Here is an 11,444-nt window from a genome sequence, read left to right as displayed (position 1 = left end):
CTTACAAGGAGTTAGTGTTAAGCTGGAAAACTTACGTTTGTTGACTCGCCTGTCCAGAGACTTTCATTTGTTTGACAGCAAAATACACCATGCATTTATAGAGCAGATTGAGAACATCGGAAAACAGCTTGGCGGTTGGATCAAATCTACGATAGGTTAGCATGAAACGAGTCGGTTACTTATACGAACGTATCTATGATTGGGACAATCTGCTTTTGGCTTACAAGAAAGCCCTAAGGGCAAGAGTTTATACCGGGCAGTGAAAAAAGCATTCTATTTGTTTAGGCACAGATTGGAAAGATCAACGTCTCCGAGATCGTCTCCGAGATATGTCTCCGAGATATCAGATATCTCCAATATCTCCATTATCAACGTCTCCGCAGCATCGGCATGCTGCGCTACATCCAAAGTGTTAATCAAGCCTTAATCAAGCGTTAATCAAGCGTTAGTTTTATTACGCTTGATTAAGGCTTGATTAAGGCTGTCAAGTGATAGAGCCACTTGCCGGCACAGTGACAACCGGAAAAAGTGAATTAAATGGGAGTTTAATTCCAATAAATCCAAGCGGAAAAAGTATCTAAATGCAGAGGAAAATCGCAGCGGGGATGAAAATCAAAGGATCAAATCCACACTCATACACTGGTTTTCCAGATCAATGTCCCTTGCGACAATCTTAAGCTCTTGCAAAAGTGGGGGATATGCGTCACAAAACACGTTGATTCTTTTGCACCAGGGGAGGAGCTCCACCAGGTAGTAGTCCTTATATGCTTTGATAAAAACAGCGTCAAGCGCTTGATGCAGATAGTCTTGCGCCAGAAATCGCAACAGCCAATAGTGCTCAATTCTTGGTAGAATCTCGCGAATCAGGAGGACGCGTTTTTCGATCACCGGAATGAGCGATTCAAGGTCCGAGGCGGAAAAGGGGGCGGGAGCGTTTTGCAAAAGAGCGATGAATTGATATTGATTGATCAGGTCATTGAATCTGCGGATTGGTGAGGAGGCATGCACATAGGCTCGGGAGCCGATGCCGGGATGAAATTGGGGTGTGGTGGAAAGAAATGCCTGCGCTCCGATCTGCCTCGATCCCTCTTTTTCATCTGCGGCAAAGAACTGCGAGACGTTACGATAGATCAGGGGAACAGCGTGTTTTGAAGCCAGACCGGCAAAGCAGCTATTGTAGAGCACCATCAGTTCTTCGATCAGCATCCGTGCCGGACTGTGAATGTCGGTACGTTTCATCACGATTTTTCCTCCTCGCAGCTTTAAGTGCCAGGCGTATCTATCGTGTCCGATTTCATCTCCGGCGCCGCGTTCTGACTTGAGTTTTCGCGCCAGGCGGATCAGGTCTTTGAAAGGTGTTTGTTCAAGGCGGCGGTCAACTTCGCGGTAGCTGAGATTTTCAGAAATATAAACGCGCTCACGTCTGAAACTCCAATCCAATATCACCAACTCGGTATTGAGTTCCACAGATAAGGAGATCACAGGACGAATCGCGCCTTTGACCAAGCTGAGCGTGTTTTCAGTGATGCCGGAAGGAAAGAGGGGGATCACCTCGTTTGGCAGATAGAGCGAAGAAATCCTGCGCTGAGCCTCGTTGTAAAGCACAGAACCTAAAGGGATTGTTTCTGCCGTATCGGAGATGTGGATGCCTAAGCGCCAGCCATTTGTGCTCTGATGAAAACTGATCGCATCATCAAAATCGAGGGTGTCCTCGTCGTCGATGGTGAAAGCCTGTGTGAGAGTATCTTTGCTAAAATCTGCTGCTGCCAAAGGGGTCTCGGCGGTAAAATTAAAATTGACCGGCAAGCCTGAGCGGGCAATGATCGGATCGGTGTGGGCGTCGATATCACCCAATGCGAGACGAAGGGAAAGGATAATATCTTCGATTTCCGCGTTAGTTTGGAATGGTCGGATTAGTTTTGCAAGGTCGGAATGCCGATGATACAAAAGAACCTCTGAGAGCTCAAGTTTAAGCTTTTCGAGAATCTTGGAATCAAAAACGCTACAGATTGAATTGAGAGAATCACCGGCATAAATCCTTTTCATGATCAAAGCTACTCTGTTCAAATAGTTCTCGCGCTCTTGTTTAATCTGTTCATGCTCCGCCAGGCGTGCTCTTTCCTCATCATTGCGAGCGAAGATTAGCTCTTTCTTGCGGTAGAAGAGATCAATGCGGTCTTTGAGCAGATAGAAGGCTGCGAAGCGCTTTGCGTCGGACACAAGTTCTGCGAGGATAGATAACTCATCAAAGCCGAGTGGTTTGTCCTGATTGTGGATCAACTCCGCAAGCTTTTCGGCGTCCAGTTTGAGATATTCGCTATTCAACAAGGCTTTGAATCCTGCCAAAGATTCCTCTGCCACAGCGGGATCGATCAGCTCTTTGGAAATCAGGCAAAAGCGCGATAAGGGAAGCTGCAAGATGGTTCCGTCGGAGATTTGGACATAGAAGGAGGTCTGGTCTGCGGAAATGACCGCTCCGAGATGAAGTTCGCCGAGATTATAGAACAGTACCAAGCTGCCGGGGAAGATAGATTCCATATATTCCTTATATTTTGGTGGCGCCCCAAGGATGATTCGAACATCCGACCAACGGTTTAGGAAACCGCTGCTCTGTCCCCTGAGCTACTGGGGCGCGCTATCTTGGGCTAAAGATCGGGGGACGGGTTTTTTGTCAAGTTTTGCATTGACAAAAGCAGAGCTTTCACGAGAATGTTTTATCTATTGATTTGATGTATGAGGTATTTGAATGAAAATAGCGATTGTCGGCGCCACCGGCGAAGTTGGCAGAATGATGCTCACCTGTTTGGGAGAGCAAAATATTGTCTTTGATGAGCTGGATCTATTTGCCTCCGCGAAATCCGCGGGTAGCCTGCTCTACCTTGAAGACAAGGCGATTGAGGTGCAGGTTTTGAATGAGAAATCGCTGCTCAAACACTATGATTATGTGCTGTTTTCCGCAGGAGCTGGAATCGCGCTCACCTATGCTCCCATCGCGCTTGCCGCCTGTAGTGTGATTATCGACAATTCCTCCGCCTTCCGTCGCGAACCCCATATCCCGCTCGTCGTTCCGGAAGTCAATGGAGACCAGTTGGAAGGCTATACAGGCATCATTGCCAATCCCAATTGTTCCACTATTCAGATGATCCTGCCGCTGGCGGTGTTGGATGATCTTTTTGGATTGACGAAGGTAGTGGTTTCCACCTATCAAAGTGTTTCCGGTTCCGGCAACAAGGGAGTGCAAACGCTGCTCAATCAAAGAAAAGGCGGCTCTGATATCGGCATATATTCCGAATTGATCGATCTGAACGTGATTCCGCAAATCGGTGGACTATTGGATAGCGGCTATTGTCAGGAAGAGGATAAAATGCATCACGAGACGCGCAAGATACTGCGCAATGAGGACTTGAAAGTAGTGGCGACAACAGTGAGAGTCCCCGTGTATTATGGTCATTGCGATAGCGTCTATGCCGAATTTGAGCAAAAGATAGAGCTTAAAAAAGCGGAACAAGCTTTGAGAAATTCCGAATCGATCGTTTATGCCCAGAATACTTATGACACTCCGCTGAGCATCGGAAATAGCGATTTCAGCCATGTGAGCCGTTTACGATCTGGAGCGGATGATCATTCGCTGGTGTTTTGGAACGTGGGGCACAACGTGAGATTGGGAGCAGCCACCAACGCTGTGAGAATCCTCATTCGCCACGCAAAATACTCACGGAAGATGTGATATGGATCTGATCGCCATACGCCATGCCCTGCATCAATTACCGGAGATCGCTTTTGAGGAACATCAGACCAAGGCTGCAATCCTTGCGCAATTAAAAGATGTTGATGATGTCGTAGTCCACGAGTTTTTAAGCAGCCCCGGCATTTTGGTGGAATACACAGTCTGCGAAGGGGATTACAGACTGTTTCGCGCGGACATGGATGCTCTTCCGATCACTGAAAACACGGCTTGCGAATACCAATCCGTCCATCAGGGAATGATGCACGCCTGCGGACACGATGTGCACATGACTGTGCTTTTGGGATTGATAGATCACATCGCAAAGACCAAGCCCAAACGCAACCTACTTTTTCTTTTCCAACCCGCCGAAGAAGGAAAGGGCGGCGCAGAATCCGTGCTGGCAGAGGGATTGATCCAACAATTTCCCGTGTCCGAAGTCTTTGCCCTACACGTGGGTAGCGGTCTGCCGGTGGGCTCGGTTTCCAGCCGTGAGGGGATATTTTTTGGCATTCCGCAGGAATTTGACGTGAGATTTTTGGGCAAATCAGCACATGTCGCCTATCCGGAAATGGGTGTAAACGCCCTTCAGGCGGGGGTTGATTTGATAAACGCCATGAAACATGATATCGAGCAACTGTCTCAAACTGAGCGCGTTATCTTTCACATTGGAAAGATGGCAGCCGGAAACATCCGCAACGTCATTGCCGATAAATGCATACTGGAAGGGACGCACCGCTCTTTGAGGAACAGCGTTTGCCACCATATAAACGATCTGATTCTGAAAAATTGCGATGCAGTCGCGGAGGCTAACAAGGCTGAATATGAGGTGGATTTTCTGTGCTCCTACGACCCCGTGATCAACGACCGGAAACTGACACAGGAGCTTGGCAGGCTGTGTGCGGAAAACGGTATTGAATACATCGAAGCCGAAACAGCCATGACGGGGGAAGACTTTGGCTTTTTCACCTCGCGCTACCCTGGCTTGCTGTTCTGGTTGGGTGGCGGATGCGACGATGCCTTGCATTCGGACAAGTTTTTGCCCCTTGATGCCTGTGTCGATATCGGGGTTTTGATCTTCGCCGCTTTGGCGACCCGTTAAACTATCTCAAAAGCGCGATCTTACCGCGTTTGCTGTTGCCATCGGCATCGGTGACCACAAAGAAATAGACACCGCTGGCGCTGTTCTTGCCTTCTGCATTTTTTCCATTCCACTCGAAACGTGAAAACTCGTTTTCATATAAAGTGATAATGAGCGCACCGGAGCTGTCGTAGATTTTGCAATTGTTTGTGCCGGCAGGCATTACGTCCAGGGGTTGGTTGACGATCTGGACGGTGTTTGTCCCATTTGGCAGGAAGGGATTGGGATAGGCTTTCAGGTTTTTCAGCGTGGTTTCGGGTTTGATCGTTCTCCCTATTCTGAAGGTGTTCAAACCATCCGGAGTGCCGATCAGGAGGTTTCCTTCCACGGGTTGGTAGCCAAGCGCGATGATATAATTTGAGAGCAGGGGAGAATTTGCCGCATAATAGTTTGTAAAGCGTTCAGTTTTGGGGTTATACATACTGATGCCGTGATCGAGGCTGCCGATCCAGATGCGTCCGAAGGGATCGAGATAGATGCTGGTGGGGGTGGTGCGCACCGATCCATATAGTCTTTCCTCGTCCACGTAATAAAGCAGATCATTGTTCCATAAGCCGTTGCTGGTGTTGTAGATAAAGCGTTTGATCGAAGTGTCGTAGCGATACCAGTTTTGCTCGTTCCACATGAAAAGTCCGTTGCTGGCGGCGATCCAGTGTTGAGTGCCTTCAAAGGGGCTCTGAATCGTGACAACGCCATAGACAATGCAGTTGCTAAGCTCCGCGGGAGGAGGGATCAACCAATGGGCTCCGCCGTTTTCGGGGATGGAAGCGTGGTTCCATATCACGAGACCGCGATCGTTGTTGGTGCCGAAGAAGTATTGGCTGCCGTTGTGATAGCTATAGAGCACGCGTTGATAGACGCTGTTTGGGATCAGGAATTCCCGGATCAATTGGTCATCTGGACTGATCACGGAAAAGCCGCGGTCATAGCAGGCAATGAACATGTTTCCATAAAGATCACGGTGGATGCCTCCGATGGTGTTTCCCAAGAGTGTGATATTATTGGGATTATAGGCTCCCCAGGTGCTGGAAACAGGATTCCAGGTGCTCACTCCGATGCGGGTGAGATGTTTCCAGATATCCGTATCTTCATCCCATACTGCGATGCCATGCTTCCATCCGGTGGGGCTTTGGGTATTTACATCGTAGGTGCCAAACCATTTACGGTTCTGGCTATCTACTTCCACGCACAAGACATTGTCCGTGTGGATGGGGCTGTTGGCGATGGTGTAGTTTGACCAGATTCCATTTTGAAACTTACTGGCTCCGAGGGCGCTCTTTCGTAAGGGGATGACGTGGAGGTTTCCACTGGAAAACCATGCAGCGTGGTTTTGATCGGTAACGATGTTGCGGATCTTGGGAAAGCCGATGCTGTTTGGGTCAAATTGATCCCAGTGGCTGCCGTTTAATCTGAAAATGCCATCGCCCCAGGAACATAGATAAAGGTTTCCTGCTTCGAAGACAATGCGGCGGATGCTTTTGCTTTTCAGCCCGGCTTCGAATTCCAGCCAGTGTTTGACCGTGCCGCTCAAATCGATGGAAGTCATCAAAGTATCCTGATCGCGGTTGAGAGTAAGAAAATCCTCGTTCCAGGTTCCGTATGCAATCCACAATCTGTCCTCGTTGTCGATATTTACGGAGGCGATGTTCATGGCAGGAATGCCATGCGCAGAGCCATAGCTCTGCCAGCCGGACGAGTAAGGATCAACAGAATGAGTGAAAACCTGGGTTTGAGATGCTATGACGAGCCGGCTACCATTGAGTGCGAGCTTCTTTTCGGAACCGACCAAGGCAGGTGTGCCTGCACCGCTGAAATGTCTCCAAGCTTGGTCTATGTCCAGCGAATCAAGATGCACGAAGTTTATTCCCGCAGCGCTGCTGACATAGAGATATTTGTTCGGCGCCAGCACCATGGCGTCGATTTCGTTTGATAGCAAAGCGCCGCCTGTATTTTGCGTGGTGTATTGATGCAACTGCAAAGGAAATGAAACGCCTTCCAGATAGTAGTAGAGCGCAATGCCGCTATTTGAGGAAACCAGTATCCTGGATTCGTATTCGACGATCTTGGTCACGCGGTTTGAAGGCAAATCCGTGCTGGACTTGATCGTCTGGACTCCCCGTGGGCTGATGATGCTGAGTCCGTTGAATTCGCTGCCTAACCAGAGACTATTGGAAAAGTTGATATAGTCGATGTTTCGGATGTCGTTTGAACCGATGCCGTCAGCAGTTGTCCAGATCCTTTCTTGGTTCATGTTTGAGATGCTGCTGTTTCCCGCAGTGGGAGTCAGTTTCACCAAGCCGCCCCAAGTGGAAAAATAAACGTTTCCCCCCTGAGTCATCAGGTCATAGACGTGGCTGGTATTGGTGTGCGTCTGCCAATTGGCGGCATACCCGACCGTGATCAACAAGCTGATGATGACGAATGTCAATATCTGTTTCATTTTTTTTTCTCCCAACGCATTAAAATGTAGGCGGCGATTACCATCAGCATCAGTACTGCCATCAGCAGGGAAAAGAGGACCTTCTTGGACGAAAAGGAAAATCCGATGGCGATCAATCCAAACAGTAGCGTCACGATATATACGATAATCGAGATCTGCTTCTGGGAAAGTCCTGATGCAAGCATGGCATGATGGATGTGAGCTTTGTCTGCGGCAAAGATATTGCCGACGCGGATGCGGCGAAAGATCGCCAGAAAGACATCTAACAGCGGAACTGCCAAAACGGCGAGTGGGATGATCAAGGTCATGGACGCGATCCCTTTGTATTGTTCCGTCCCGGCGTTTGAGATCGCAGCAATGTTCAAACCGATAAACAGCGCTCCGGTATCCCCCAAAAAGATCTTGGCGGGATGGAAATTGTAGCGCAAAAATGCCAGCGATCCGGCAAAAAGCAGTGCGGAAAGGGCGATCACCTGTATGTTGTGTTCTCTGAAACCAACGATGCAAAGCACAGCGCTGACAATCACGCAAATCCCCGTGGCAAGCCCATCCAGCCCATCGATCAGATTGATGGCGTTGAGCACCACCATATACCAAAGAATCGTGATGGGTAAAGACATCCAGCCCAGCGTGAAATGGCTGCCCAGCGGGTTTGTGAGAAATTCAACCTTGAAACCGATGAGATACATCAACAAGCCGATGATGAATTGCCAGAGGAGTTTGAATCTGGCGCTGCTTTCAAAGCGGTCGTCAAAAATGCCGGTCGTCAGGGTGAGTAATTCCACTCCGCTGAATTGGATCAGCATACGCCGCATATTGGGATCATTACTGATCAAAGCAAAAACGATCTGCATCGCGATGATCGGCAGCGCAAAGGACAGACCTCCCGCTTCCGGGATGCTGTATTTGTGCACACGTCGTTCCGCCGGACGGGCAACGATGCCGAAACGATTGGAGAAACGGATATTGATCGGCACTAACAAATGAGTGAGCCCAAACACGATAATTGCGAGGGGGAGGATTTTCCAAAGAGTTTCAGGTGTCATTCAACGCCATCCATTTCATAGATATTGCGGTAGGAGCCGACCATCGTTTGATAGTCACAGATTCCGCTGATACGTTTGCTTGCAGCTTCGCCCATTTTTTGGAGTAAAATTCGTTTTTCCGGAAGTGAGATCAGCAGTTTGATCAGTTCCTTGTGAGCATCAAGATCGATCAGGAAACCGCAGTCCTCCTCAACAAGTTCGGCAATGGAAGGGATCTTGGAGCCGATCAACGGCAAGCCGGAATGCATTGCTTCGATGAGGCTGAAAGGTTGGGCTTCCCAGCGCGAGTACAGGATGAAAGCGTCGAACAGGGGCAGCCAGTCGAGAATCCGCGAATCCCAACCCGGTAGCAGAATGCGTGCGTTCAGATTGTGACTGCGAACGATCTGACGGCAAAGCTCAAGGTGTTCGCCATCTCCGATAATTACAAAGCGTAGCTTGGGGTTCGATTCGCAAGCCCGACACGCGCAGGCTATCAGGTTGACAGCGTTCTTTTGAGTGGAAAAGCGCATGGTGGAGCCGAGCGTGAAAGTATCTTCATCCCGATTGGAACGCGCTTTAGCAATGGCGGAGAGCTTTTCGACCAAGGAGATTGGAAGGGCGTTGTTGATCGTTGTTGCCTTGCTTTTCGTGATCAGTTTCATCTCGATGCAGCGTAGCCGATCGGAGTTATTGACAAAGATCACCTTGTGGCACAAATGGTTAGCCAAGCCTTCCAGGAATATGAAAAAGCCGTATTTGAGTGGACTTTGTCCCTTCTGAAAAGGCAGCCCGTGGGATGTGTGAACGATCATTGGAACGCGAATCAGCCAAGCGGCAAGGCGTCCTAACAACCCTGTCTTGGAGGAATTGGTGTGCACGATGTCAAATCTTTCGCGCTTCAATATCCACAAAAGATGAAAAAAACTGATCAGATCAAGCGGGGAGATGGGGTGCACCAAGCTTGGCAAAGGGATGAAGCGCCAGCCGCGCTTCCGAGTGGCATCTACAAAGTTCCCGCCGGGTTTGCAAGCTACATGGATATCATACATATCGGCAGGCAGCCCGTCCAGCAGGTGCAGGCTGAAGTTTTGCACTCCCGATAACAGCGGTAGCAATTGAATATGAAGAAGCTTTTTCACGAATTGGGGTTGAGGCGGATCACTGCGATCGAACCGGCTTTGACATTGGCAAATTTAATCAAGTTCCCATCGATCTTAGCGGGTACGCCGTCGATATCCACAAGTTTGGCATCGTTAAAGACCTGCAGCACCATGTGTTCCAGATCGTCCGGGAAATAGACGCTGATTTCATAATCCCCTTCGTCGATGGTTACACGGGCTCGTTTTTCCCACCAGGAAGCGACCTCCTGAGCTGTGGCAACCCAAGTGGAGCTGGATTTGACCAGCGCCAGAATATAGGCATAAAGCTTGTTGCAATAATGGATGTCGGCATAGCTGGCGATACTGAAATCGATGCCGAAGATGCCTCGGGTGCGGAGGCTGTTTTGAAAGAACTTCTTGATCTGGTGTTTGGCATCATCGAGCTGCAAAATCTTGTGTTTGTTCACATAAAGATAGCGATCGCGATAGACTGTCGGCAGATCCATATAGGATGCCTTCATGGAAGCGATCCAAGGATGCCAGGGAATGGAAAACCCGTGTTTGAAACCTGGAACTTCCTGATATGAAGTGCTTTGGTTGTAGGAAGGAGCAGTTTTATTGAGCAGGTCGCGGATCGTATCATTCACCTTATATCCGTATTGTCGGATGCCGATTTGCTCTTTGTGAAGCTGGTGAAGCATGATCTGCTTGCGGGTGACAAAGTCGTCCCGGTTGAGCTTGTCCGCGGTGGCAAGCAGTCCGATGTCATTACCGCTACGCAGGATGTGTTGGATCTCTTCCTGCAGATCGGTGTCGTCCAAAGCATAATCGATATCCTCGCAGGATTCAGCAGCGATGAAGAAAGTACTGCGGCAGTTTGAATCCCGTTCCAGAAAGCGGAATTCCTCAAAGTTCCAATAGAGCTCATAATTTGTGAAAAGATAGCGGAACTTGCCGGTGACTGCGTGTATCAACTGACGCCATTTGAAGGTGATGAGCATGATAAAATCATCCGCCACGGAAAGAATCATCGAGGATAAATCCCATTTTCGCAAATCATCCACGCTGTGGGAAAGGGTCACCGCCGCCTGCTGTCCCTCTGGCCAGAAGTGCTTTTGCACGATGTAGAGTCCCTTGGCGCGGGTGTGTTCCTTGATCATACTGTCCAGAAGCCAGAGCATGTTGTCCACATAAGCGGTTTCCCGATAGTTGTAAAAGGCGCTGGCGCTTTCTTTGTAATAGCCGTTGTCAAGATTGTGCCGGTCGATCTGTTCTTCCATCGCCGCCAAGTGGAAAAAGACGTTTCCCACGAGGTCAAAATTGATCTTGCCGGCATGGAGCTCGCTTTCGGAATAGTTTTCCGCGGGGTAGTCAAATTTACGCACGGAGATCACCGGAGTTGTGGACAGCAGCTTGATCTCGCGGATGCACCTACGCAGTTTTTCCGGATTGTATGCTTTGGGATCGAAGAGATCGGGATCGCTTTGGATGAAAATGGTGATGTATTTGCGAGCGAGACATTTCAGCTCTTCGACAGTGGGATCTGTGTAGCCATACACCACTAAAATGTCGTTCGGCTTGAGCTGTCCCGTGTCCGTGATGAAGCTAAAACCATAGCCAAGGCTTTGTAAAATAAAGCTGAAGGCATACTTGATCTCGCGCTGAAAGCGCTGCAATTTATAGTCTATAAATATCGATACCATGCTACCGGTTACCACCAGAATCCAATTTATTCCCTTTTCTGATTTGTTTTCGTGGGTGTCAAGAAAAATCGACGATTATTAGTAATAGGACTCCCTGGAAAAAACTCAATTTTTATGAATTTGCTCTGCCTGCGAGTTTGGGTTAGTAGTTGCCCGTTTGGGCAACAGCATTTCAAAATGAGCCTGAATAACTACAATAATCGCAACCAAAGTGGCAATAAGCAACGCGAAAATATGAGACAAAGATATAAAAGCAGATTTACCCTGTTTTTTGACCGTTTTGAGGCAGTATTCGTAGATTCTTTTCA

Annotated in this window: 8 protein-coding genes and 1 tRNA gene; 2 read left to right on the top strand and 7 right to left on the bottom strand. The window is 48.8% G+C overall.

Translation table 11 applies throughout. From position 1 onward, the window contains the following. Positions 1–612 precede the first annotated feature (612 nt). Both Q8M98_05285 and Q8M98_05280 read right to left on the bottom strand, forming a co-directional pair. The gene (locus Q8M98_05285; GenBank protein MDP3114174.1) at positions 613–2,538 is read right to left on the bottom strand and encodes an RNB domain-containing ribonuclease; all 1,926 of its coding nucleotides are present in this window, start codon (positions 2,536–2,538) and stop codon (positions 613–615) included. A gap of 18 nt (positions 2,539–2,556) precedes the next feature. After that, positions 2,557–2,632, bottom strand: a tRNA-Arg gene (locus tag Q8M98_05280). Between the two features lie 114 nt (positions 2,633–2,746). Here Q8M98_05280 and Q8M98_05275 point away from each other — a divergent pair. Both Q8M98_05275 and Q8M98_05270 read left to right on the top strand, forming a co-directional pair. Then, the gene (locus tag Q8M98_05275) at positions 2,747–3,727 is read left to right on the top strand and encodes an aspartate-semialdehyde dehydrogenase (protein MDP3114173.1); all 981 of its coding nucleotides are present in this window, start codon (positions 2,747–2,749) and stop codon (positions 3,725–3,727) included. 1 nt (position 3,728) lies between these two features. Beyond that, on the top strand, positions 3,729–4,826 hold the full coding sequence (locus Q8M98_05270) for an amidohydrolase (protein ID MDP3114172.1): 1,098 nt from the start codon (positions 3,729–3,731) through the stop codon (positions 4,824–4,826). 1 nt (position 4,827) lies between these two features. Here the strand turns inward: Q8M98_05270 and Q8M98_05265 are convergent, their stop codons facing one another. From Q8M98_05265 to Q8M98_05245, 5 genes are all read right to left on the bottom strand, one after another. Next, positions 4,828–7,305, bottom strand: coding sequence for a T9SS type A sorting domain-containing protein (locus Q8M98_05265; protein ID MDP3114171.1), 2,478 nt, complete (start codon positions 7,303–7,305; stop codon positions 4,828–4,830). Then, positions 7,302–8,351: an MraY family glycosyltransferase gene (locus Q8M98_05260; protein ID MDP3114170.1), complete on the bottom strand. Its 1,050-nt coding sequence runs from the start codon at positions 8,349–8,351 to the stop codon at positions 7,302–7,304. The genes Q8M98_05265 and Q8M98_05260 overlap by 4 nt, the downstream gene beginning before the upstream one ends. Continuing rightward, entirely contained in the window at positions 8,348–9,472 is a 1,125-nt protein-coding gene (locus tag Q8M98_05255) for a glycosyltransferase (GenBank protein MDP3114169.1), read from the bottom strand. The genes Q8M98_05260 and Q8M98_05255 overlap by 4 nt, the downstream gene beginning before the upstream one ends. Continuing rightward, the gene (locus Q8M98_05250) at positions 9,469–11,136 is read right to left on the bottom strand and encodes a hypothetical protein (protein ID MDP3114168.1); all 1,668 of its coding nucleotides are present in this window, start codon (positions 11,134–11,136) and stop codon (positions 9,469–9,471) included. The genes Q8M98_05255 and Q8M98_05250 overlap by 4 nt, the downstream gene beginning before the upstream one ends. Positions 11,137–11,241: 105 nt before the next feature. Continuing rightward, positions 11,242–11,444, bottom strand: a 203-nt coding sequence (locus Q8M98_05245; GenBank protein MDP3114167.1) for a hypothetical protein, incomplete at its 5' end; no start/stop codon positions are given.

Source organism: Candidatus Cloacimonadaceae bacterium (assembly GCA_030693415.1).
GTDB lineage: Bacteria > Cloacimonadota > Cloacimonadia > Cloacimonadales > Cloacimonadaceae > JAUYAR01.
The sequence above is the reverse complement of the archived record's forward strand: the minus strand, read 5'-3'. Positions and strand labels throughout refer to the sequence as shown.